Origin of the sequence: Clostridium beijerinckii, from assembly GCA_003129525.1 — a bacterium.
GTDB lineage: Bacteria > Bacillota > Clostridia > Clostridiales > Clostridiaceae > Clostridium > Clostridium beijerinckii_D.
Window position 1 is genome coordinate 1,684,659 of record CP029329.1, and the last position, 25,586, is coordinate 1,710,244.

The following is a 25,586-nucleotide window of genomic DNA, read 5'->3' on the forward strand; positions in this document are numbered from 1 at the left end:
AGAGATACATAATGCAAAGTTGTAACTGTATTTATTAAGTTAGTATATTACCTTTTAGTATATTTTAATTTATCATAAGTGATAACGATTAAATAGATTAGAAGAAAATATAAATTAAAAAAATATATATGGAGATTGAAGGGAGAAATAATTATGAAAAAGAAATTAATGGCAATGTTAGTATCAATGACACTTCTAGGATCATTAGTAGGATGTGGGGTTTCAACTACTGCTCCAGGGGGTGCAACAGACGAGAAGAGTAGTTCTAGTTCAGACTCAAAAGAAACAAAGGCTGATGGAAAAACTATTGGTATTCTTATGCCAACTAAATCTTCTGAACGTTGGATAAAAGATGGAGATGATATGGTAAAAGCATTAAAAGACCTTGGATATTCTACAGATTTGCAATATGCAGAAGATGTTGTAGAAACTCAAGTATCACAAGCTGAAAACTTAATCACAAAAGGTGTAAGTGCTTTAGTAATTGCTAATATTGATGGTGAATCTTTAACTGATGTTTGTCAAAAAGCGAAGGATGCAGGAATTCCTGTTATTGCTTATGACCGTTTGATTAAAAATACTGAAAATGTAGACTATTATATTTCTTTTGATAATACTCTTGTAGGGGTTCAAGTTGGTCAATACATTGAAAAATCATTAGATCTAAAAAATGCAAGTAAGTCATTCAATATAGAATTATTTGCAGGTTCTCCGGATGATAACAATGCACACATGTTATACGATGGTGCAATGAGTGTACTTAAACCTTATATAGATTCTAAAAAATTAAATGTAGTTTCAGGACAAACTTCATTTGATGAAGTTTGTACATTAAGATGGGATGGTGCTTTAGCACAAGCAAGAATGGAAAATTTATTAACAGCTAATTACTCAGCTGGTAAAAAAGTTGATGCAGTATTTTCATCTTTTGATGGATTAAGCCGTGGTATTGTAGAAGCATTAAGAAGTGTTGGTTATGGATCTGCTGATCTTCCATGGCCAGTAATTACAGGACAAGATGCAGAAACTGCAACAGTTAAATCTATTATTGCTGGTGAACAAACACAAACAATATTTAAAGATACAAGAATGCTATCAGCTCAAGCTGTTAAGACAGTTGATGCAGTTTTAAAAGGACAAAAAGCAGAAGTTAATGATGAGAAAACTTATAACAATGGCGTAAAAGTTGTACCATCTTATCTATGTACTCCAGTTTCAGTAGACAAAACTAATTATAAGGCAGTTTTAGTTGATTCAGGATATATAAAAGAAGCAGATCTTTCTAAATAGAATTATATTATAGCAATTATAGTGGCAACTTATTGCCACTATAATTGAAATAAGGAGGGGCGTAACATATGGTGAATAATAATGATATTATTCTTGAAATGATAAATATAACAAAAACATTTCCAGGGGTAAAAGCCTTAGATAATGTTAATCTACAAGTACAGTCCGGAGAAATTCATTCTCTTTGTGGAGAAAATGGAGCAGGTAAATCTACATTAATGAAAGTTCTAAGTGGAATATATCCTTATGGGACATATGAAGGCGCTATTTTATATAATGGGAAAGCTTGTAAATATAAAAGTGTAAAAGATAGTGAAGCTGATGGAATAGTTATTATACATCAAGAGTTAGCTTTGAGTCCTTATCTTAGCATAGCAGAAAATATTTTTATTGGAAATGAAGTTGCAAAATATGGAGTTATTAACTGGCATGAGGTAAAAATTAGAACTAAGGAATTACTTGAAAAAGTTGGATTGAATGAAGATCCAGATACTGTTGTCAATACACTTAGTGTTGGTAAACAACAATTAATTGAAATTGCTAAAGCATTATCAAAGAACGTAAAATTATTAATTCTAGATGAACCAACAGCATCATTAAATGATGATGATAGTGAGCATTTATTGGATTTAATGTTAGAGTTGAAAGAACAAGGAATTACATCTATTTTGATTTCACATAAATTAAATGAAGTTTCAAAAGTTTGTGATTCTATAACTATATTGCGTGATGGAGCAACTATTGAAACTTTAGATGCATCCGGTGGGAAAGTCCCAGAAGATAGAATTGTTAAAGGGATGGTAGGTCGTGAACTTACAGATCGTTATCCAAAGAGAACTCCTAAAATAGGAGATATACTATTTGAAGTGAAAAATTGGAATGTTTATCATCCAGATTATCCTGATAGAAGAATGGTTCATAATGTAAATATAAATGTAAGGAAAGGTGAAGTTCTTGGAATTGCTGGACTTATGGGCGCAGGAAGAACTGAACTTGCAATGAGTATTTTCGGAAGAACATACGGAGAAAAAATTTCTGGAACTCTTATAAAAGATGGTAAAGAAATTCATATAAAAACAGTTAAAGATGCAATTGATGCAGGTATTGCTTATGTAACTGAAGATAGAAAGGAAGCAGGGTTAAATTTAATTGATGATATACGTCATAATATTACAATTGCTTCATTAAATAAAATTTCTAATAAAGGTGTTATAAATGAACAAGTTGAAATTTTAGCATCAGAAGAATTTAGGAAATCAATGAAAATAAAAACTCCAAGCATATTACAAATTACAGGAAACTTAAGTGGAGGTAATCAACAAAAAGTAATACTTTCAAGATGGATTTATGCAGAACCAGACATATTAATACTTGATGAACCTACCAGAGGAATTGACGTTGGAGCAAAATATGAAATATATACAATTATAAATGATTTAGTGGCTCAAGGAAAAGCTGTTATTGTAATTTCTTCTGAATTACCAGAAGTTCTTGGAATAAGCGATAGAATTTATGTTATGAATGAAGGGAAAATGATAGGAGAACTAGATGGAAAAGATGCTACTCAAGAAATTATTATGAGTAAAATAGTTGCAGCAAAAAACGAGGAGGCAGTAAAATGAGTGAGGAAAAAATTATAAAAAAAAATAATGATCAACAAGAACATAAAAAAGTTGAAAAGAGTTCATTAAGTAAATTTATGACGGAAAACGGTATGTTTATTGCATTGTTAGCAGTAGTAGCTATATTTCAAATTTTGACTAAAGGAATTATGTTAAAACCACTTAATATAACAAATTTAATTCAACAAAATGGATATGTACTTATTCTTGCGGTAGGTATGCTACTGGTAGTTATTGTTGGTACTGTTGATCTTGCAGTTGGTTCTGTTTGTGCCTTTATTGGAGCTGTAGCAGGGGTTGTTATGGTTAACCGAGGAATGGACCCTGTAATGTCTGTTATTATATCACTTTTAATAGGTATGGCTGTTGGAGCTATTCAAGGATATTGGATTGCCTATAAATTAATTCCTGGCTTTGTAGTAACTTTAGCTGGTCAATTAATCTTTAGAGGATTTACAATGATAATATTAAATGGTAAGACAATTGCACCATTTCCAACATCATTTGCTAATCTAGGATCAGGATTTGTACCACCATTATTTTATGTGCAAATGGGTTCGGGTTATTTAGTTGGATCATCAATAATTATTGGTATTATATTAGCAGTAGTTATGGTATTGAAAAATATACAAAGTAGAAATAAACTTCAAAAATACAATTTTACTGTTGAAAATAAGACATCGTTTATGGCTAAAAATGCTGCTATAGTTATAGTAATTATTGCTGCAACGTTTGTATTAGGATCTTATAAAGGAATACCTAATATATTAGTAATCGCAGGAATAATAATAGCAATTTATTCATTTGTTACAACTAAAACAGTATTTGGTAGACAAGTATATGCAGTTGGTGGTAATAAAAAGGCAGCGGCACTATCAGGTGTAAAGGTTGATAAAACTACATTTTTAGTATTTGTAAATATGGGACTATTAGCAGCAGTAGCAGGACTTGCTTATGCAGCTCGTGTTAACTCAGCCCAACCTAAAGCCGGTGTTAACTTTGAATTAGATGCTTTAGCAGCCTGTTACATAGGTGGTGCATCTACAGCAGGTGGTACTGGAAGAATTATGGGAGCAGTTGTTGGTGGACTAGTATTGGGAGTTCTTAACAATGGTATGTCTTTAATGGGAGTTGATAATAACTGGCAACAAGCTATTAAAGGATTCGTATTACTATTTGCAGTAGTATTTGATTTATATTCAAAGAAAAAGAAATAATGTTTAATTAGTACTCTACATAAGTAGGGAAGCAAACCTATGATCTTGTGTGAGTCACTTACTCAGCGAACGCATGTGAGTCGAGTTTCCCTTAAAAAATGTTTTGAGTAATTTCATTAAATATATCTATTAGTAAATAATAAAATTAATTATGTATAAATTAAAAGAGAATAGTGTGTATAAAATAATAAATAAAAATGAAAGCAAGTTTTGCAACAAATCATTTCAATGAAAGTGCAAAACTGGCTTTTATTTTTATATAAAATATCAAATGGAGTAATATTAAAAATAGATATTAAGTAATATTTTTACGGTTGTTTTTCAAGAGTTGTTAATATAAGAAAAACAGATATTAATAATAAAAAATAATACACAATTTAGTGGTTAACATAAAAGGTAAAAGCTTTGCTACAGGATTAAAATTATGTTAAAATAATAAGATAATCTGACTTTGAGGACAAATCCAACAAGGAAGATATATAAAACGAAATCGTTCTGAAGTACATTAGGGTTAGTCCCAAATGATAAGGCGGTATTATAAGATAGCTTTGAATACACTATCTCTATGCCTTTTTTGGGGTATAGAGATTATTTTTTTGAAAGGAAATAACTAATATGGATACAAGAATAGCGTTAGTTGGAATTATAGTAGATAATATTGATTCAACAGAAAAATTAAATACTATTTTGCATGAGTATGGACAATATATTATTGGTAGAATGGGTATACCTTATAGAGAAAAGAATGTCAGTATTATAAGTGTAGTTATAGATGCTACTAATGATGTTATAAGTTCATTATCTGGAAAATTAGGCATGATTGAAGGGATAAGCGTTAAAACAGTTTATTCTAAAACAGGAAAATAACATAACCATTCAAAAAAATATAAATAAAAAATGCATTCTATAAATAAATTTATCTTATGAACACCTTAATAACAAAGAAAAATTTAATTAAAGAAGGAAGAGATAAATAATGTATAATGTTAAATCAAAAGTAGCAACAGAGTTTATTGATGATGAAGAAATACTAGAAAGTCTTAAATTTGCTAAGAAAAATAAGAACAACAGAGAATTAATTAATGAAATTTTAGAAAAGGCTAAAGAATGTAAGGGACTTTCACATAGAGAAGCAATAGTTTTGCTTGAATGTGAATTAGAAGATGAAAATGAAAAAATGTACAAACTTGCACAAGAAATTAAACAAAGATTTTATGGAAATAGAATAGTAATGTTTGCTCCATTATATCTTTCTAATTATTGTGTAAATGGATGTACTTATTGTCCATATCATCATAAAAATAAACATATAACAAGAAAGAAACTTACTCAAGAAGAAATTAAGAGAGAAGTAATTGCGCTACAAGATCTTGGACATAAAAGACTTGCATTAGAAACAGGAGAAGATCCAATAAATTCTCCACTTGAATATGTACTTGAAAGTATAAAGACTATATATAGCATAAAACACAAGAATGGCGCTATTAGAAGAGTTAATGTAAATATTGCAGCTACAACTGTTGAAAATTATAGGAAATTAAATGAAGCAGGAATTGGAACATACATCTTATTTCAAGAAACATATAATAAGAAAATATATGAAGAACTTCATCCAACAGGTCCAAAACATGATTATGCGTATCATACAGAAGCAATGGATAGAGCTATGGAAGGTGGAATTGATGATGTTGGAATAGGCGTATTATTTGGATTAAACATGTATAGATATGATTTTATTGGATTGCTTATGCATGCAGAACATTTAGAAGCGGCAAAGGGCGTTGGACCACATACAATAAGTGTACCAAGAATAAGGTCTGCCGATGATATAGATCCAGAAAACTTTTCAAATGGAATTTCAGATGATATCTTTGCTAAGATAGTTGCAGTACTTAGAATTTCAGTACCATATACTGGTATTCTTATTTCAACTAGAGAATCTCAAGAGTCAAGAGAAAAAGTACTTCAACTTGGAGCTTCTCAAATAAGTGGAGCATCATCTACAAGTGTTGGTGGATATGCTGAAAAAGAGAAAAAAGAAGAGAATTCAGCTCAATTTGATATCAGTGATGATAGAACTTTAGATGAAATAGTAAATTGGTTACTTGAACTAGGATATATTCCAAGCTTCTGTACTGCTTGCTATAGAGAAGGAAGAACAGGTGACAGATTTATGAGTCTTGTTAAATCTGGGCAAATAGCAAACTGCTGTCAACCTAATGCACTTATGACTTTAAAAGAGTATTTAGAAGACTATGCATCTGAAGACACAAAAAGAAAAGGTGAAGAAGTAATTAAAAATGAAATTCCAAGGATTTCAAATGAAAAAGTTAGAAAAATTGCTGAAGAAAATTTAAGTAAGTTAAATGAAGGAAAACGTGATTTTAGATTTTAATAACAATGAAGAAATAAGGTGGATAATTGCTAATATTAGCATTAATTCACCTTATTTTTTCATTTTTTTATATATATTTCCAATATAACGTTTACAGATTTAATATGTTAGATTATAATAAAATAATAGTCCAAACTATTACAATTAAATAAATAATAATACAAATAATTATTTTATATAAAGAATTAGCATAATAAATGAGTAAAAAGTATGTGAGAGATATTATATATTAGGAGGAAAGATTAATATGAATATATTGAAGAAAGTAAAATCTAAATTAATAGTTGCATTTTTGATTGTATCTATTTTGATTGGAGTAGTGGGTACTATCGGAGTAGTATCGTTAAAAAATGTAAATAATAAAGCAACAGAAATGTATACGGTAAGTCTTCAACACGTTAATCAAATATTATCCATAAAGGCTAATGTTCTACAAATTAAAAGTGATATTTTAATTATTATCTATGAAAAGGATAAATATAAAGTTGAAGAGTCAAAAAAAAGTATCAATTCTGCAATAAATGAGAATGACAAATACTTATCTGATTATGAAAACTCTCAAATGACAAAAGAAGAAGGAATAGTATGGGCAGAGTTTAATGAAAGTATGAAAAGATATAAAGATATTAGAGACAAAGTAATGGAATATGTTTCGTCTAATAATTTAGATGAGGCACAAAAAAAGTATTTAGAAATGGTACCTGTTCAGACGAATATGATTTATAATGTTAGTAAAGTTATTGATATGAATTTATTGCAAGCTAAATTAGCAAAAGAAAATATTACGTATACATATTCAAATGCTAATATAACAATTGTTATATTAACTTTTACTGGTTTTATAATTGCAATTATACTTGGTTTGATTATGTCAAACAATGTAAATAAACCTTTAAAAAAAATAAAAACTTTTGCAGAGAGGTTAGCGTTATATGATTTCTCCAATCCGATTATTATTAATAGAAAAGATGAATTTGGACAAACTAGTGTTGCTTTAAATAAAGCACAAGAAAATGTAAATTATTTAGTTAAGCAAATCATTGAACAATCTCAGGATATAAGTGCATCTAGCGAAGAGCTTTCAGCAACAGCGGAAGAATTATCCTCTAAAGTTGTATGCGTAGATCAAGCAGTAAATAATATTGCAGCTGGTATGCAAGAGTCTAGTGCTACATCAGAAGAAATAAGTGCTTCGGTTCAAGAAGTAGATTCAAGTATTAATGAACTTTCAGAAAAGGCTATGGAAGGAAGTAATAATGCAATTGAATCTAAAGAAAGAGCTTCAGGAGTTCAAAATAATAGTAGGCAAGCTATTGATGAAACACTAAAACTATATGATGAAAAGAAAAAAAATATGTTACAGGTTATTGAGAATGGAAAAGTAGTAGATAATATTAAGATTATGGCGGATACTATAGGAAGTATAGCTGAACAAACAAATTTACTTGCACTAAATGCAGCTATAGAAGCAGCAAGAGCTGGCGAACAAGGTAAGGGATTTGCAGTTGTTGCAGACGAGGTGAGAAACCTTTCAGAGCAGTCATCACAAGCTGTAATAGGAATTAAGGATACTATTATTACTGTTCAGGAGGCGTTTAAAAATAGTATTGATACTGGAAAGGATATACTGAAATTTATTAATACTGATGTGAATAAGCAACTTAATGCATATGCAGAAACAGGTAAACAGTATTATAATGATTCTGATTTTGTAAGTAAAATGTCGGAAGAAATAGCATCTATGTCAGAAGAAATTACAGCTACAGTAAGTCAAGTAAATAAAGCTATACAAACTATGGCATACACATCGCAAAAATCTACTGAACAAGCTGAAGAAATAAAAGACAGTATGAATGAAACTACAAAAGCTATAGAACAAGTGTCATTAACAGCACAAAGCCAATCAGAACTTGCTCAAAAACTTAATGAAATTGTACAAAGGTTTAAGATTTAATCATTACATGTAAAAATGATTTAGGCACATTATCTTCTGTTTTTTGTTGTTTTTATAATTAGTATCATAAAATATGTAGTGTGGAAAATTATATATATCACATAATAAACTTGTTAATATAATTAACAAGTTTATTATGTGTGTAGGTGAAAGATAGTGGTTACCTTCCTGTGTAGATTTGAGGTATAACTATGGTTTTCTTTTTAAGGAAATTCGACTCGAATGCGCCCCCTGATTAAGTGATTCACACCAAATCTTTTTAAAAGGAAGTTAACTTATGTACATAAGTTAACTAAGTTCAAGGAACTAAATCAAAGATGCCCACAAGGGGAAAGTTCGAAGAACGAAATATAAAATTTCGATTCTCACTTTTGGACTTTCACTTATCTACTTAAGAAATTCGATAAAAGTGTGAAGAATTTCGTATGGAGAGTAAATTGTAAAGGGTTTATAATGAATACTGTAAACAAATAACAAATAATACATTTCGTTTACGAAGATTAGATAAGTGTTAGATAAGAATATGGAGGGGTAAAAAATGAAAAGGTTTAAAAATTTATTAACAATTGTTATGGCTGCAACTATGATTGCTGCAACAATGGTAGGGTGCGGAGCAAGCAAGACTGCTCAACCAGATACAGCTAAAAAGGCTGAAACAAAAAATGTTTTAATAGGTTCTGCTATCTATAAGTTTGATGATACATTCATGACAGGCGTTCGTACTGCTATGGAAGGACAAGCTAAGGAAAAAGGATCAACTCTTGAATTAGTGGATTCACAAAACAAACAACCTACACAAAACGAACAAGTTGATACATTTATTACAAAAGGTGTAAATGCTTTAGCAGTAAATCCAGTTGATAGAACAGCTGCAGGTCCACTTATTGCAAAAGCAAAAGAAAAAAGTATTCCAATTGTATTCTTAAACCGTGAACCAGAGAAAGCAGATATGGATGGTTATGATAAAGTTTGGTATGTCGGTGCACATGCAGAACAATCTGGAACACAATCAGGAGAAATTATATCTGATTATTTCAAAGCACATCCAGAAGCAGATAAAAATAAAGATGGAGTAGTACAATATGTAATGCTTCAAGGTGAACCAGGACATCAAGATGCAACTCTTCGTACAGAATATTCTATAAAAGCTATAGAAGCTGCTGGACTTAAAACACAAAAACTTGCAGCAGATACAGCAATGTGGGACAAAGCAAAAGCAACTGACCTTATGAAAGCATTTATTACAGGTCAAGGACTTGATAAAATAGAAGCTGTTCTTTGTAACAATGATGATATGGCTCTTGGCGCAGTAGAAGCTCTAAAGGCAGAAGGATATAATAAAGGCGATGCAACTAAATATACTCCAGTAGTTGGAGTTGATGCAACAGCACCAGCGCTTCAAGCTATGAAAGAAGGATCACTTCTTGGAACAGTTCTAAATGATGCAGCTAACCAAGGTAAGGCTACAGTAAATATTGCTCAAGCAGCAGCTGAAGGTAAAGATATTACAGAAGCAAATATTGGTTACCCAGTAACAGATTCAAAATATGTATGGATAAATTATGTAAAGGTTACTCAAGACAATTATAAAGATTATCTTAAGTAAGATATAATTAAATTTATAAATAAAAAAATAAGCAGGGATGTGAAATTTTATAAGTTCCCATCCCTGAATTATTGTTTAACAGAAGGAGGATGTATGTATGAGTGAATATGTACTGGAGATGAATCATATAACTAAAGTATTTCCGGGTGTAAAAGCTCTAGATGATGTATCCTTAAAGGTTCGTAAGGGCAGCGTACATGCACTAATGGGTGAAAATGGTGCGGGTAAATCAACCTTGATGAAATGTCTTTTCGGAATATATCATGAAGATGGCGGAGAAATAATATTAGATGGAAATAAAATGGAAATAAATACTTCAAAGCAAGCATTAGATTTAGGTGTATCAATGATACATCAAGAATTACATCCAATTCGTTTCAGACCAGTCATGGAAAATATCTGGCTTGGGAGATTTCCAATGAAAGGAATTGCTGTAGATAAAAAAACTATGATTCGTAAAACAAAGGAATTATTTGAGCAAATTGGATTAGATATTAATCCAGAAGCATTAGCTGGAACACTTTCACCATCTAATCTTCAATTGGTTGAAATGGCAAAAGCAGTTAGCTATAATTCGAAAATTATCATTATGGATGAACCTACTTCATCATTAACAGAAACTGAAGCCGAACATTTATTTAAGATAATAAGGCAACTTCAAGACAAGGGGTGTGCAATTATATATATATCTCATAAAATGGAAGAAATATTAAGAATATCAGATGAAGTAACTATAATGAGAGATGGTCAATATGTAGGAACATGGCCAGCTAAAGAGTTAACAACAGATTTAATTATAAATCGTATGGTAGGTCGTGATATGACTAATAGATTTCCACCAAGAACATATGAACCAAGTAAAGATGTTGTATTAAAGGTAGAAAAACTATGTTCTCCACTTCCAAAATCATTTCAGAATGTAAGTTTTAATTTGCATAAAGGAGAAATACTCGGAATAGGTGGTCTTGTTGGTGCACAGCGTACAGAACTAGTAGAGGCTTTGTTTGGACTTCGCGGGATAGAATCTGGAACCATAGAAAAGGATGGTAAGGTTATTAAAATAAGATCTTCAAAAGATGCTAAAATGCAAGGACTTGCTCTTTTGACAGAAGAGAGACGTGCTAGTGGAATATTCGGTATTCTTTCAGTATTAGATAACACAGTAATTGCTAGTCAAAAGGAATATTCTAAATTTGGTGTACTACAAGATGCAAAACGTTATAAAGCTGCTATAAAGTCTAATGATGAATTAAAGACTAAGACTCCAAATATGGAACAGTTGATTCAAAACCTTTCAGGTGGTAACCAACAAAAAGTTTTAATTGCACGTTGGCTTCTTACAAATCCAGATATCCTCATATTGGATGAACCAACAAGAGGAATTGATGTAGGAGCTAAATATGAAATTTATTCAATTATGCATGAATTGGTTAAAAGGGGAAAATCAATTATTATGATTTCTTCTGAAATGCCAGAATTACTTGGAATGTCAGATAGAATTATGGTTATGTGCGAAGGTAAAGTTACTGGAATTTTAGAGCAAAGTGAAGCAGATCAAGTAAAGATTATGCATTATGCGACACAATTTATGAAATAGAATAAATTTTTATTACAAATGATTATTATAAGAATAAAGAAATGAGGTATAAGTATGCAAGAAGCTAAGTTAATTTCACGTAAAGATTATGCAAAAGCATTTTTAGGTATTGGTGCTTTTCTTATTATTTTAGGAATTGTTTTTAAATTAATTTTAGACCCTAGTGTGTTTTTTGATCTATACATGTATATAGAAGCAATTGGAATAGGAGCTGTTGTTTATGGAACAAAGCAGCTTGTTGATAAAAGTAATAAAAATGTAGGTATTTCTTTTTCCTCAAAGCATGTAAAAAACTTTTTAACTAATAATGCAATTATTTTAGCAATGTTATTATTAATTGTTGTAATTATGATAATTGAGCCACGTTTTATGCAATATCAAGTATTTTTAGATATTTTAACACAATCATCAACTAGAATGATTGTTGCACTTGGTATTTGTTTTACATTGTTAATTGCAGGTACTGATTTATCAGCTGGACGTATGGTTGGACTTGCAGCGGTCATATCAACTTCTATGTTGCAAAATTCAGACTATGCAAATCGCTTTTTCCCTAATTTGCCTGAGCTTGCAATTATCATTCCTATATTGATATCAATTGCTGCATGTATGGTGTTTGGTGTATTTAATGGCTTTTTAGTGGCTAAATATGATATGCATCCATTTATTGCTACATTAGCATCACAAGTTATGGTATATGGTGTATGTTCTTTATACTTTGATTTACCTCCCAATAAATCACAACCTATTGGAGGTATTCGTCCAGACTTTATAGCTCTTGGTCAAACAAAAATATTACAAGTAGGAAGTTTCCCTGGAATATCAATTCTAGTTCCAATTGCACTTCTATTTGTTATCTTAGTTTGGTTCATTTTAAATAAAACTATATTTGGTAAGAATGTATATGCTATTGGAGGTAACCGTGAAGCAGCAGTAGTTTCTGGAGTTAATGTATTTGTAACTATTCTAGGAATATTCATTTTTGCATCAGTTTTATATGGTGTTGCAGGAGTTCTTGAAGCCGCTAGAACGGCTGGTGCAACAAACAATTATGGTAATGGATATGAGTTCGATGCAATCGCAGCCTGCGTTGTTGGTGGTGTCTCACTTAATGGTGGTGTTGGTAAAGTAGGAGGAATCGTAGTCGGTGTATTAATCTTTACAGTTATTCAATACGGATTACAATTCATAGCTGTTAGTCCTATGTGGCAACAAGTTATTAAGGGTATTATTATTGCAGTTGCAGTTGCAATTGATATGGGTAAATATAGAAGAAAATAGAATTTAATTGAAATATAAATATTTAATTTTAATGTAGAATATTTAGTACAAGACTTAAAGAAGTACAGGTAAATCCTTAGGCTATATAAGCAAGGGATTTACCTGTATTTTTTAGTTTCATTTTAAATTAATATGGTAGATTTATTAGAGTAATTATACCTATGCTAGCAATAATCCAATACTTAATGTATAATTGATAATGTTAATAAATTTTACTTATAGAAATTTTAAATATAGTGAGGGCGTAAATTTAGAGAACAAAATATTTTGGTATTTATTATAGAATTGAATAAGTCATCTATAGGAGGGAATTAAATGAATTTATATAGGATTATGGTTGTGGATGATGAAGAAGAAATAAGGCTTGGAATTATTAAAAAAATTGATTGGGAAGCTAATGGTTTTGTGGTAGTTGGTGATGCAGAAAATGGTAAAGACGCACTTGAAAAGGCTGAGAAACTTCAACCAGATGTTATAATGACTGATATTAAAATGCCATTTATGGATGGATTAGAATTAGGGAAAAGACTTTTGGAGTCAATGCCATCCACAAAGATTATTGTATTTTCTGGTTGTGATGATTTTGAGTATGCTCATAGAGCAATCAAGCTTAATGTAATTGAGTACGTTTTGAAACCGATTAACTCTATTGAACTTATTGAAGTGTTAAAAAGATTAAAGGTACAGCTAGATCATGAATATGATGAGAAGCGAAACTTGCAAACACTTTATAAGCATTATGTGGAAAGCTTACCAGTAATTCGAGAACAATTTTTAGTTGGTGCAATTGAGGGGAGAATAAGTAAAAATCAATGGGATGAGCAATCAGAGAAGCTAGACATAGATTTTAAATCAGAGTATTTGTCCGTAGCATTAATTCATGCAGATGGAACTTTAATATCACAAAATGTAAATAGTGTTTCAATTCAAAAAGATTCAGCACTAATATCTATTTCAATAAAAAAAATAGTAGATGAAAATATGGGGAAGTATTGTGAATTTGTTAGTTTTCCATATTCTGATATGGTTGTGGTTATAGGAAACTTTGCTAAAAAAGAAGATATACTGTTATTTATAAAAGGAATAAATGAAGTATGCAAAATTTATGAACGAATTATTGGATTAACAATGTCAGCAGGAGTTGGACATGTTTATAATGATCCTTTAGAAATAAGGTTATCATGCAGGAGTGCACAAAGCGCTTTAGATTATAGATTTATACTTGGAACAGGCAAAGCTATTTATATTGATGATGTTGAGCCGGATAATTCTATTCAGCTTCAATTTGACGAACAAGAAGAGCGTTCAATGTTAAATGCTATTAAAATCTCTTCAGAAGAAGAAATTACAGAAACAATAGATAAGTTATTTAGAAAAATTGAAGATTTACTTTTACCATTTAATAAATATAGGATTTATCTTATGGAAATTATGACATCTCTTTTGAAACTAATACAAGCATACAATTTAAATATAGATGAAATTTTTGGTGAAAACTTTAACTGCTATAGTTATTTAGATTCTTTTGATTCGATACATGAAGTAAAAAAGTGGTTTATAAACAAAGCTATTAGAGTAAACACTTTAATAAAGAAAGAACGTATAAACTCTTCTATGATACTTATTGAAAAGGCAAAACAGTATGTAAAAGATAATTATAGTGATTATGATATTTCTGTAGAAAAGCTTTGTTCTGAGCTGCATGTTAGTCCAACGTATTTTTCTACAATTTTTAAACGGGAGACAGAAATGAATTTTGTGAACTTTCTTACTACAGTACGTTTAGAGCAAGCAGTGAAACTTTTAAATACCACAGATGATAAAACATATATGATAGCCGATAAAGTTGGATATCCGGAAGCCAACTATTTTAGTTACGTCTTTAAACGAAAGTTTGGAGTATCACCTTCAAAGTATAGAAAGAATTGAGCTGATATCTATGTATAATTTAATGAAATTGAGAATGGAAAAAATAGTGAAGGAATGTAAAAATGCAAGTATACAGCACATAATATCAATTTCATTTACAGTAATTGCAGTTATGGGAATGCTTATGGTAGGAAGTGCACTATATTTACGTTTTATAAATTCTACTGAATCGATGGTATCTGAAAATAATAAATCTATGTTGGATCAGGTAAATTTAAACTTAGATAGTTATCTTCGGAATATGATGAAAGTATCTGATGCAACTTACTACAATGTTATTAAAAAGAAAGATTTATCAACAGAGAGTATAAATAAAGAAATGGATTTATTATATGAAACAAATAAAGATTATCTTATTAGTATATGTGTTTTTTCACAAAATGGTGAGGTTGTATCAGCATCTCCAGTTGGCCAGTTAAAAAATTCAGTTAATCCAAGGGTAAACGAATGGTTTTCTAAAGCTGTAAATAAGAAGGAAAATCTGCATTTTTCAACACCACATGTTCAAAACTTATTTGTAGATCCAGATAACAAATATCGTTGGGTTGTATCACTAAGTCGTGCAGTAGAGCTAACTAATAATAAAAGGATTACCTCTGGAGTTTTATTAGTAGATATGAATTTTAGTGGAATTGAGCAGATTTGTAAGAATGTAAATGTAGGAAAATCAGGGTATGTGTATTTAGTTGATAGAGAAGGTGAAATTATATATCATCCTAGACAGCAACTAATTTACTCCAATTTAATAGAAGAAAATAATAAGGTTGTAGCTAGCTATGAAGATGGAAATCATATAGAAACTTTTCAAAATGAAAAAAGATTAGTTACAATTAAAACTGTTGGTTATACTGGATGGAAAATTGTCGGTATTATGCCAATGGAGGATATTACATCTGATTACCGCCAAATGAGTCTTTTTGCAGTATTTATTATGTTTTTTGCTATTTTTATACTTGTATTTCTTAATATGTTTGTTTCTTCACGTATAGCTAATCCAATAAAATCCTTAGAAAAATGTGTAAAGAAACTTGAAAATGGAGTTAAGGATGTAGATATTTCAATAAGTGGGTCATATGAAATTCAGCATTTAGGAAAAGCAATTAGATCCATGGTTAATCAAATGCATACACTTATGGATAACATAATGATTGAACAGGAATCTAAAAGAAAAAGTGAACTCGATGCACTTCAAGCACAAATCAATCCACACTTTTTGTATAACACTTTAGATTCTATTATATGGATGATAGAAAATGAAAACTATGATGGAGCTATTATTATGGTAACAGCTTTAGCAAGACTTTTTAGAATTAGTTTAAGTAAAGGAAAAAATATAATAACATTAAGAGATGAAATAGAACATGCACGTAATTATTTAACGATTCAAAATATACGTTATAAAAATAAATTCACATATGATATGGAAGTGGATGAAGAAACTCTTAATTTTGCAAGTATTAAGCTTATTATTCAACCTTTAATTGAAAATGCTATTTATCATGGTATGGAATTCATGGGGGGAGATGGTGAGATTCTAGTAAAGACATATGTTAAAGGAAATGATTTGTATATTGATGTTATAGATAATGGACTTGGAATGTTACCGGAGGTTTGTGATACTCTTTTAACAAATGATAGTAAAATTGAAAGAAAGAGCTCAGGTATTGGATTGAAAAATGTTCACGAGAGAATACAGCTATATTTTGGTATAAACTATGGTCTTGAAATTTACAGTGAGCCAGATGAAGGAACAACAATTCGAATTCATATGCCAGGGATAGATTTTTATGAGATTCAGAAAAGGGAGGAAGAAAAATAGTGAAAAAGAAAAGAAAACAAATTTCTATAATTTTATTTATATTATTAGTACTATCTTTCTTACTTCTTCTGAATGATACAATACTAAATGCAAATAATAAAAAAATATATAACATTTCAATTATTGTTAGAGGCAAAAATAGTGAAAGTTTAATGATAATGAAACAAGGAATAGATCAGGCGGCTTCAGAAATGAATGTCAATATAAGTTTTGTTACATTGTCAGAAGAAAACAGTTATCTAGAACAGACAGAGCTTATTCAACGAGAAATTAACAATAAAGCAGATGCTATAATTATAGCTCCAGTAGATTATGAAAAAATGATAGAGCCTATAGAAAATGCAATGAAGAAGGTTCCAGTTATATTAATTGAATCAACTGTTAAATCGAAAAATGTAAGATCAAGTATTTCATGCGATAATTATAATCTTGGAGTAAGTTTGGGAGAAAAAATGATACAGATGGGAAATATAAATTCTAATATTGCTATTGTTAAAAATAATTTAGAGTGTAGTAGTATAAAAGAACGATATGATGGATTTATGAGCATTATGAATAATACAGGGAATAACTGTATATATTGGGAAATTTCAGACGGAAAAGAGGTCACTTATTATAATGAAGCAAAGCAATTATTAAAATATAATGATGTTGATGCTGTAGTAACATTTGATCCCAAAATACTAGAACTGGTTGCGGAGGCCAAAAAGGATTTGAGTAGTATTAATAAAGAGAAAACATCTATTGAAATTTATGGGACGGGTAGTACAAATAAAATAATTTCACTATTGGAAGATAATGTAATTAATGCGACTGCCATGCAAAATGAATTTAATATTGGATATTTAGGAGTAAAGACTGCAGTGAGTGTAATTAATAGGAAATATGTAAATAATGAAATTATATATTCAACTGTTATTAATACCAAGGATATGTACTCAGAGGAGAATCAAAGATTATTATTTCCTTTCATAAGATGAAGCAGGCATATTAAAGATAGATAGTTAGTTAGTATGTTAGTTAAATTAATTAATATTGTATTGGCATAATATTTTGGAAAAGTTTTTAATAAGAACATTATATATTAAGTTTAGATAAAGTGAAATTTTCCAGATGGAATTTTAGAACTGTTATACATCACATATAAAATATTCATCACATATTTAATTGTGTTATTTTAATTAAGAAGTGCCTGGGGTAATCATATTGCGGGAGGGATTTATATTGAGATTAATTAGGAAATTATCAGGGATATTAACAATATTTTCAATTTTCACTTCATTATCGGCATGTACTACTAATGCAAATATAATGAAAAATGGTTCTGGCGTGAAAGAGATAAAAATAGGTGTAACATTATACAAACAAGATGATGCATTTATAGCCACAATTACTAAAAATATCGAAGAGATAGCAAAAGAAAAGGAAGGTAAATATAAAATAACTATTAATGTTCTAGATGCAAAAGGTAGTTTAAACAATCAAAGTAACCAAGTAGATAAATTTGTTTCACAAAATTATGATGTTATCTGTGTAAATATGGTTGATCGTACTGCTTCATCAATGATTATTGATAAAGCCAAATCAGCAAATATTCCTATTGTTTTTTTTAATCGTGAACCAGTAGAAGAAGACATGGAGCGATGGAATAAGTTATATTATGTTGGATCACAAGCAGAACAATCAGGAGAAATGCAAGCTAATATTATTATAAATGCTTACAAAAAAGATATCTCAAGAGTAGATATGAATGGAGATGGAAAGATTCAATATGTAATGCTTGAAGGCGAACCTGGTCATCAGGATACTTCTATTAGAACAGAATATTGTGTTAAGACTATAACTAAAAATGGAATTGAATTAGAAAAGTTAGCAGATGATACTGCAAATTGGCAAAGTGCACAAGCAAGCACAAAAATGACACAATGGATCAAAGAATTTGGTGATAAAATAGAAGTGGTATTTAGTAATAATGACGATATGGCACTTGGAGCAATAAATGCAATAAATAATGCCAACATAACTGGAAATAAACCTCTTGTTGTTGGGATTGATGGATTGCCAAAAGCTTTGGAAGCCGTTAAGAATGGATCTATGATTGGGACTATTATAAATGATTCTAAAAAACAGGCAAATGCAATTTTTAATATTGCTTATACATTAGCTACACATGGAAATATAAATTCAGTTGAAGGACTGGAAAATGGAAAATATATTAGAACATCTCATACTGAGGTTACAAGTGACAATGTAGATTTATATTTAGAAAACAAGTAATACTTGGATTTCATATATCACTGAAATAAAGGAAAATGTATTCTATAAAGTAGAGTGCATTTTCCTTTATTCTTTTTCAAAAGGATCGTTAATCATAACAAGTTTAATTTCTCCATATCTATAATTAATTTATCAGCAAATAAAGTATAAACTCCTCTGTTAAAATGCATAATAGATTTATAGATTCATATATATAGATTTATATTGAATTAATATTACAATAATTATGTGAAGAGTTTATTTAAGCAAACTTTAAAGTTTCTGCATTATTATTCGGTAAAATGATATGGAGGATTAATATGAGAAGATGTAAAAGAACATTAGTAACTATAATGATATCATTTATTATAACTGCGGGACTGGTAATTTATAGTCAACGCACAATTGGTGCTACTTTACAGGTTGTTGAAGGAAAAATTGTTAGAGTAAGTGTGTTATTACGCACAACTGATGATCCATACACTCTGTTACTTAAACAAAGTTTCGAAGAAATTCAAAAGAAAAATGAAGATAAAGTAGAATTTACCTTTTATGACTGTAAAAATGATCAATATATACAAAATCAAAATCTTAATTTAGTAATACAAAATCAGGCAACAGATCTTGTATTGCTAAATTTAGTAGAGACAGGAGGTTCACAATTTATTATTGATCAAGTTAAAGAAAAAAATATTCCAGTAGGTTTATTTAATATAGAGCCACCTAGCATAGAGTCAATTAAATCCTACAAGAAAGCCTATTTTGTAGGAACGAGCCCAGAAGAAGCAGGAATGCTACAAGGGAGAATTCTCATTGATGTATGGAATAAGAATAAGGCCGCTATAGATAAAAATAAAGATAATATAATGCAGTATATTATGTTAATGGGAGACCGTAATAATCTTGAAGCAATTGGTAGAACCAAGAATTCAATTTTAACAGTTAATAATGCAGGAATAAAAACACAGGAAATTGCTTCAAGAGTTTGTGATTGGGAAAAAGATCTAGCTAAAGATGTTATGGAACAACTAATTTTACAAAATGGTGATAAAATTGAAGCTATAATATCAAATAATGATGCAATGGCAATTGGTGCTATTGAATCATTACAAAAGTATGGATATAACAAAGGTGGTACAACTAAAAAAATAATAGTCGTTGGAGTAGATGCTATACCGGAGGCTCAAGAACTAATTAGGCAGGGTATCATGACAGGTTCTGTTCTTCAAGATGCTTATTCTATGGCTGAAGCAACTTATGAAATTGGAATGAACTTAGTTTATGGTAGAGCACCGCTTGAAGGTACACAATATAAATTTGATGATACTGGAGTTGTAGTTCGTATTCCTTATAAAGAATATATATATAATCCTAATGCAACTTAAAAATAAAGTCACTATTGTTATTTAGAAAACAATATGGAGGATCAAGATGAAAGTATTAAAAAAAATACCGATAATTATTATAGTTTCAGTTATTATAATCACAATGATAGCAAGTTGTAATTATAATGTGATTAGCACTAATTCACGGGTTGCTGAAGAAAAGCTTGTAAAAGTAGGAGTATTATTATATAGATTTGATGATGCTTATATTTCTCTAGTTCATCAAAGTTTAGAAGAGATTCAAAGAGAAAATGAAGGAAAGGTTAAATTTACGTTCTATGATGGAAAAAATAATCAATCCATACAAAATGAGAATCTTGATACATTACTTGAAAAAGATGATGTAGATCTTTTATTATTAAATTTAGTGGAAACAAACAGTACACGATTAGTTATTGATAAAATTAAAGAAAAGAATATTCCAGTGATTCTGTTTAATAGGGAGCCTGTTGCCATAAATTCTATCCAATCCTACAATAAATCTTGTTATATAGGAACACAAGTGGAAGAGGCTGGAGTGTTACAAGGAAAAGTTGTTATTAAGGCATGGAATAATACTAAAGTAGCTGCAGATAAAAATAATGATAATGCGCTGCAATATATTATGTTAATGGGTGAAAATGATAATCTAGAAGCAATAACAAGAACAAAATATTCTATTTTAACAATTAATAATGCAGGAATAGAAACGCAGAAACTTGCATTAAAAGTTTGCAACTGGAGTGAAGAAGAAGCTAAAAATACTACTAAAGCACTGTTTTTACAATTTGGTAATAAAATTGAAGCAATAATTGCCAATAATGATTCTATGGCAATAGGTGCTATTAAAGCACTACAAGAATATGGCTATAACAAAGGAGGGGAAACTCCAACAATAACAGTTGTTGGAGTTGATGCAATACCAGAAGCTCAAGAATTAATTAAAGAAGGTATTATGACAGGTTCTGTTCTTCAAGATTCTTCTGCTTTGGCTAAAGCTCTTTATACTGTTGGAGTGAATTTAGTTTATAATAGAAATCCACTTTATGATACAGAATATAAATTTGATAATACAGGAGTTTCAATTCGTCTTCCTTATCAAGAATATATGAGTAAGTAATTATATTTCTATAAAAATATAAAATAATTAACTTTACAACATTCATAACTTAATTTAATATTAAGTTAAAAATGAAAAGTATATTTAAAATTCTAACTGAATTTACGAGGATGTGGGGCTAAATGAGTAAATTAGAACAAATAATAGAGTATAATAGAAAATTTATAAATAACAAAGAATATGAAGAATACATAACAACTAAAATACCTAAGAAAAAAATGGCAATATTAACATGTATGGATACTAGATTAACAGAATTATTACCAAAAGCTATGAATATAAAAAATGGTGATGCAAAAATAATCAAAGATGCAGGAGCAACTGTTATTCATCCTTTTGGTGGGGTAATGAGAAGTATATTAGTTGCAGTATATGAATTTGGTGCAGAAGATGTTTTTGTAGTAGGGCATCATGGTTGCGGAATGAGTAATTTAGATACAAAAAGCCTTGTTAATAAAATGATAAGTAGAGAAATAAAGGAAGAAACCTTATTAACCATAAATAATGCAGGAATTAATGTTGAGGGTTGGCTTCATGGATTTGAATCTGTTGAAGAATCTATAAGGGAAAGTGTAAGAATGATAAAAGAACATCCTTTATTACCTAAAGATATAAAAGTACATGGTCTTATTATGAGTCCCGAAACAGGGGAAATAGATATAATAGTAAATGGAGACGATTAGTAGATGAATGATGAAGGATGAAAAATTAAGTATTCATCCTTTATTTTTATAATTTTTATGTTTCCAATATATGTTTCCAATATCTTTTGGGCATCATTCTACATTGTAATCTGAGGTTTTTTCTTTCCTCAATCGTTGTAGATTTAAAGTAAGATTTCCAGAGGTTTGCATATTCATCCTCATAAGACTTAAGTTTTTCGTAAGTATCTTTATCCATGGCAATTATTTCATAAAAAATTCCATTATAAATTAAAGCTTTTTCCCTAGAGATATCATGAATAATGAAATATTCGCTAGAGAATCTATTCTTAAAATGATCACCAAGAAGTTCTAAAATATCATTATCAGGTTCAATAGAGGAATATAAAAATTTTTCGTCAATATAATTAAATCTAACAAAACCTTCAAACCTATGACATTCCATTGAAACTCTTCTATTTATATCATCAACAAGTCGTATTGCATATATATTCAAAAAACTATGAACATCGTGTCCAAGCTTAAATGCTATTTTCAAATATTCAAATATAATCATAGCTTTATCCTTCTCGTTACATAAATAGACCATATATATCTTTTTTAATGCAAGAAGATCTAGTTTATTTATAATTGCATCTCTAACTTTTTTTAATTTAACTTTGTCAGTAATAATTTCAATAATGTCGCCAAGTAAAAGTGGAGCATTAGTTTCATTTTTCCCATAAATAGAGGTTGGTGATTTTTTAGAGTAAAAACCATCATATATAGCAGTTAATAATCCTTCAAAAGTATCATCATATATTAATATTTTCATAATCAAAACTCTCCATGCATAGAAGTAAGTCTATCATTTATCCTAAGAATATTTGTTTCAGGCAATATAATATTTGAAGGTCTATCTTTTTTTATAGAATAGATAATACTTGGAGAGGAAATAGTTTCTTTGGGTAGTATAATACCGGATACTGTAGTTTTTTCTTCTATTGATGGTTTATCAAAAAATGATAATTGATTAGGATTTATACTATTATGTTTAGGGAGATTTTGTTCTAAAAGCTTATTCTTTATTCTAACATCATCAAATAAAACATCACCACAATATTTACCACTACAAGTAATAAAATATTTAGCTCTTTTAAGAACTACCCTTAATTTTTTTAAATCCTCAAAAGTTAAATTATGAACTCTTCTAACTTTCAAAATTTTCTTAGCAGAAGTAACACCAATGCCAGGTATACGCAATAATTTTTCATAAGAGGCTTTATTAATTTCAACTGGGAATTCATTTAAATTTGACAATGCCCAATATGTCTTTGGATCAAAATTCAAATCAAAATTATCATCATCATTTTTCAAAAGTTCATCAGCTTTAAAGCCATAATATCTAAGAAGCCAATCAGCTTGATAAAGCCTATGTTCGCGGAGCATAGGCGGATGAGTTATATCAGGAAGTAGTTTATTGTTCTTAATAACAGGAACATAAGCAGAGTAGTAAACTCTCTTCAAACTATATTTGTTATAAAGATTTTCTGAAAGCTTAATAATTTTCCTATCACTTTCAGGCGTAGCACCAACAATTAACTGAGTACTTTGACCACCCGGAACAAAAAGGGGAGTACTCTTTATACTTTTTTTCATTTCATTATGATTGATTATAGAATTTTTAATGATACCCATAGGTTTTAAAATCTTATCTTTGCTTTTTTGTGGTGCTAAAAGTTTAAGGCTATCACTAGAAGGTAGTTCAATATTAACACTCATTCTGTCAACATATGTACCGGCTTCTTGAATTAGATTCTCATTTGTTCCAGGTATTGCTTTAAGGTGAATATATCCATTAAAGTTTTGTTCTAAACGCAATTTTTTAACAGTCTTAAGTAAAAGTTCCATAGTGTAATTTGGATTTTTAATAATAGCAGAACTTAAAAAAAGCCCTTCAATATAATTACGTCTATAAAAATTAATAGTAAGATTACAAACATCATCAGGGGTGAAACTAACTCTTAAGAAATCTCTAGAAGCACCATTTATACAATATTTACAATCGAAAACACAATCATTTGAAAATAATATTTTAAGTAGAGAAATGCAACGTCCGTCAGAAGTAAAGCTATGACAAATACCACTTTCAGAAGCATCGCCAATTCCATTATTAGAGTTCTTTCTCTTTGAACCAGAAGAAGAACATGAAACATCATATTTTGCAGCATTAGATAGAATTTTTAATTTATCCATTAAATCCATTGTACTTACCTTCCTTATAATAAAAATAAAAAGAGAACATATATTCTTATATATAGATTATATAAGAATGTATGTTCTTGTGCAATGTTTTAATGATATAAATAAATAATTATAAAGCAAAAATATGTTGACATATATGATTATCTAAACAATTGAAAAAAGAAAGGGTATATTTCCATTTACATTGATAAATATACCCTTTACTAATTTTAAATTGGGCCTACAGTATCACGTTCAATTAGAGAATTTACAAGTATTATTCTCTTGCTATAAGAATTATTATATTCTATCTTTTCTAGTAATAACATTGCTGCATTAGTTCCAAGATGGAACATGTTTTGATCTATAGTTGTTAATTTTGGTTCTACAAACTTACTCAGAGATATATTATCAAATCCTATAATGGATAGATTGTTTGGGACATGTAAATTTAATTTTTTGCAAGCGTTAAGAACACCGACAGCCATAAGATCATTACATGCAAAAACAGCAGTTGCAGAAGTTGTTTTTAATACTTTAAGAAATATATTAACAGTATTATCCACAGTTTCATTACTATTCCCATTACCTATGTTAATAATATTTTCAGTTTTAAAATTATGTAAGTCTTTCATTGTTTCTTTATATACTTTTTCTTTTACATCATAAGAATAACTATCTTTTCCTCTAACAAACAATATATCCTTATGATTATTTTCTAAAAGATAATTTAGAGCAATCGTTGAACCCATAGCTTCATCATTAATAACTGATGAAATATTGGTAGATACTGAATGACCATTTACAAAGACAAGTGGAGTTTGCTTTGAAATATTATGATAAAATTTAGAATTAACATTATCTGTATTAGGGTCAATAACTATTATTCCAGATACATTCCTAGATAATAAATTATTAACGCATGATTTTTCTTCTTCAGCATCATTGTTGCTGCAAGCTAAGATTAAAGATAAAGAATTAAGTTTTAAGTTACTTTCAATGCCCTTTATAACTTCAGGAAAAAACATATTATTAATACTAGGAACTACAACACCGATAGTAGCTGACTTTTGCTGTGTAAGTTCACGTGCTTGCATATTAGGAATATAATTAAGCTCTTCTACTACTTCTAATACTCTCTTTTTTGTTTCAGCCTTTACAGGGTAATTTCCGTTCATTACTCTTGAAACTGTTGCAACAGATACATTTGCTTTTTTCGCCACATCTACTATGGTAATTTTCATAATTATT

The 25,586-nt window shown here is 29.5% G+C and carries 19 protein-coding genes; 16 read left to right on the forward strand and 3 right to left on the reverse strand.

Annotated elements, in window-relative coordinates:
- The first annotated feature begins 153 nt into the window (after nt 1-153).
- The 16 genes from DIC82_07385 (at nt 154) to DIC82_07460 (ending at nt 22,133) form a co-directional block, all read left to right on the forward strand.
- A complete protein-coding gene (locus tag DIC82_07385; GenBank protein ID AWK50847.1) occupies nt 154-1,290 on the forward strand; it encodes a sugar ABC transporter substrate-binding protein in 1,137 nt (378 codons plus the stop codon).
- Nucleotides 1,291-1,358: 68 nt separating this feature from the next.
- The gene (locus tag DIC82_07390) at nt 1,359-2,912 is read left to right on the forward strand and encodes an ABC transporter ATP-binding protein (GenBank protein AWK50848.1); all 1,554 of its coding nucleotides are present in this window, start codon (nt 1,359-1,361) and stop codon (nt 2,910-2,912) included.
- Nucleotides 2,909-4,129: an ABC transporter permease gene (locus DIC82_07395; protein ID AWK50849.1), complete on the forward strand. Its 1,221-nt coding sequence runs from the start codon at nt 2,909-2,911 to the stop codon at nt 4,127-4,129. Before DIC82_07390 ends, DIC82_07395 begins: the two co-directional genes overlap by 4 nt.
- Before the next feature lie 615 nt (nt 4,130-4,744).
- A complete protein-coding gene (locus tag DIC82_07400; protein AWK50850.1) occupies nt 4,745-4,996 on the forward strand; it encodes an iron-only hydrogenase system regulator in 252 nt (83 codons plus the stop codon).
- 109 nt (nt 4,997-5,105) lie between these two features.
- Entirely contained in the window at nt 5,106-6,524 is a 1,419-nt protein-coding gene (hydG, locus tag DIC82_07405; protein ID AWK50851.1) for a [FeFe] hydrogenase H-cluster radical SAM maturase HydG, read from the forward strand.
- A 247-nt stretch (nt 6,525-6,771) separates the two neighbouring features.
- Nucleotides 6,772-8,478, forward strand: coding sequence for a methyl-accepting chemotaxis protein (locus tag DIC82_07410; GenBank protein AWK50852.1), 1,707 nt, complete (start codon nt 6,772-6,774; stop codon nt 8,476-8,478).
- Between the two features lie 538 nt (nt 8,479-9,016).
- Entirely contained in the window at nt 9,017-10,084 is a 1,068-nt protein-coding gene (locus DIC82_07415; GenBank protein ID AWK50853.1) for a galactose/glucose ABC transporter substrate-binding protein MglB, read from the forward strand.
- Nucleotides 10,085-10,181: 97 nt separating this feature from the next.
- Nucleotides 10,182-11,681 carry a sugar ABC transporter ATP-binding protein gene (locus tag DIC82_07420; protein AWK50854.1) on the forward strand — a complete coding sequence of 500 codons (1,500 nt, stop codon included), beginning with the start codon at nt 10,182-10,184 and terminating at the stop codon, nt 11,679-11,681.
- Between the two features lie 54 nt (nt 11,682-11,735).
- Nucleotides 11,736-12,962: a galactose/methyl galactoside ABC transporter permease MglC gene (locus DIC82_07425; protein ID AWK50855.1), complete on the forward strand. Its 1,227-nt coding sequence runs from the start codon at nt 11,736-11,738 to the stop codon at nt 12,960-12,962.
- A gap of 315 nt (nt 12,963-13,277) precedes the next feature.
- On the forward strand, nt 13,278-14,891 hold the full coding sequence (locus tag DIC82_07430; GenBank protein AWK50856.1) for a DNA-binding response regulator: 1,614 nt from the start codon (nt 13,278-13,280) through the stop codon (nt 14,889-14,891).
- Between the two features lie 10 nt (nt 14,892-14,901).
- Nucleotides 14,902-16,710 carry a sensor histidine kinase gene (locus tag DIC82_07435; GenBank protein AWK50857.1) on the forward strand — a complete coding sequence of 603 codons (1,809 nt, stop codon included), beginning with the start codon at nt 14,902-14,904 and terminating at the stop codon, nt 16,708-16,710.
- Nucleotides 16,710-17,690: a LacI family transcriptional regulator gene (locus tag DIC82_07440; protein ID AWK50858.1), complete on the forward strand. Its 981-nt coding sequence runs from the start codon at nt 16,710-16,712 to the stop codon at nt 17,688-17,690. The genes DIC82_07435 and DIC82_07440 overlap by 1 nt, the downstream gene beginning before the upstream one ends.
- Before the next feature lie 244 nt (nt 17,691-17,934).
- Nucleotides 17,935-18,987: a galactose ABC transporter substrate-binding protein gene (locus DIC82_07445; protein ID AWK50859.1), complete on the forward strand. Its 1,053-nt coding sequence runs from the start codon at nt 17,935-17,937 to the stop codon at nt 18,985-18,987.
- 299 nt (nt 18,988-19,286) lie between these two features.
- A complete protein-coding gene (locus DIC82_07450; protein ID AWK50860.1) occupies nt 19,287-20,351 on the forward strand; it encodes a galactose ABC transporter substrate-binding protein in 1,065 nt (354 codons plus the stop codon).
- A 46-nt stretch (nt 20,352-20,397) separates the two neighbouring features.
- Nucleotides 20,398-21,450 (forward strand): galactose ABC transporter substrate-binding protein, encoded by a 1,053-nt coding sequence (locus DIC82_07455; GenBank protein AWK50861.1) that lies wholly within the window; start codon nt 20,398-20,400, stop codon nt 21,448-21,450.
- 122 nt (nt 21,451-21,572) lie between these two features.
- Nucleotides 21,573-22,133 (forward strand): carbonic anhydrase, encoded by a 561-nt coding sequence (locus DIC82_07460; protein ID AWK50862.1) that lies wholly within the window; start codon nt 21,573-21,575, stop codon nt 22,131-22,133.
- Between the two features lie 55 nt (nt 22,134-22,188).
- Here the strand turns inward: DIC82_07460 and DIC82_07465 are convergent, their stop codons facing one another.
- The 3 genes from DIC82_07465 to DIC82_07475 all read right to left on the reverse strand — a co-directional run bounded on the left by DIC82_07465 (nt 22,189) and on the right by DIC82_07475 (nt 25,579).
- Nucleotides 22,189-22,926 (reverse strand): DNA metabolism protein, encoded by a 738-nt coding sequence (locus tag DIC82_07465; GenBank protein AWK50863.1) that lies wholly within the window; start codon nt 22,924-22,926, stop codon nt 22,189-22,191.
- Between the two features lie 2 nt (nt 22,927-22,928).
- Nucleotides 22,929-24,356, reverse strand: a complete 1,428-nt coding sequence (locus tag DIC82_07470) for a putative DNA modification/repair radical SAM protein (protein ID AWK50864.1) — start codon at nt 24,354-24,356, stop codon at nt 22,929-22,931.
- A 209-nt stretch (nt 24,357-24,565) separates the two neighbouring features.
- Complete coding sequence (locus tag DIC82_07475) at nt 24,566-25,579, reverse strand: LacI family transcriptional regulator (GenBank protein AWK50865.1); 1,014 nt, start codon at nt 25,577-25,579, stop codon at nt 24,566-24,568.
- Between the last annotated feature and the right edge of the window lie 7 nt (nt 25,580-25,586).

Coding starts and splice junctions, on each gene's coding strand:
- DIC82_07455 (AWK50861.1), top strand. CDS start 20,398: ATGAAAGTATTAAAAAAAATACCGATAATTATTATAGTTTCAGTTATT.
- DIC82_07420 (AWK50854.1), top strand. CDS start 10,182: ATGAGTGAATATGTACTGGAGATGAATCATATAACTAAAGTATTTCCG.
- hydG (AWK50851.1), top strand. CDS start 5,106: ATGTATAATGTTAAATCAAAAGTAGCAACAGAGTTTATTGATGATGAA.
- DIC82_07395 (AWK50849.1), top strand. CDS start 2,909: ATGAGTGAGGAAAAAATTATAAAAAAAAATAATGATCAACAAGAACAT.
- DIC82_07450 (AWK50860.1), top strand. CDS start 19,287: ATGAGAAGATGTAAAAGAACATTAGTAACTATAATGATATCATTTATT.
- DIC82_07390 (AWK50848.1), top strand. CDS start 1,359: ATGGTGAATAATAATGATATTATTCTTGAAATGATAAATATAACAAAA.
- DIC82_07425 (AWK50855.1), top strand. CDS start 11,736: ATGCAAGAAGCTAAGTTAATTTCACGTAAAGATTATGCAAAAGCATTT.
- DIC82_07475 (AWK50865.1), bottom strand. CDS start 25,579: ATGAAAATTACCATAGTAGATGTGGCGAAAAAAGCAAATGTATCTGTT.
- DIC82_07470 (AWK50864.1), bottom strand. CDS start 24,356: ATGGATTTAATGGATAAATTAAAAATTCTATCTAATGCTGCAAAATAT.
- DIC82_07435 (AWK50857.1), top strand. CDS start 14,902: ATGTATAATTTAATGAAATTGAGAATGGAAAAAATAGTGAAGGAATGT.
- DIC82_07465 (AWK50863.1), bottom strand. CDS start 22,926: ATGAAAATATTAATATATGATGATACTTTTGAAGGATTATTAACTGCT.
- DIC82_07385 (AWK50847.1), top strand. CDS start 154: ATGAAAAAGAAATTAATGGCAATGTTAGTATCAATGACACTTCTAGGA.
- DIC82_07400 (AWK50850.1), top strand. CDS start 4,745: ATGGATACAAGAATAGCGTTAGTTGGAATTATAGTAGATAATATTGAT.
- DIC82_07410 (AWK50852.1), top strand. CDS start 6,772: ATGAATATATTGAAGAAAGTAAAATCTAAATTAATAGTTGCATTTTTG.
- DIC82_07460 (AWK50862.1), top strand. CDS start 21,573: ATGAGTAAATTAGAACAAATAATAGAGTATAATAGAAAATTTATAAAT.
- DIC82_07415 (AWK50853.1), top strand. CDS start 9,017: ATGAAAAGGTTTAAAAATTTATTAACAATTGTTATGGCTGCAACTATG.
- DIC82_07430 (AWK50856.1), top strand. CDS start 13,278: ATGAATTTATATAGGATTATGGTTGTGGATGATGAAGAAGAAATAAGG.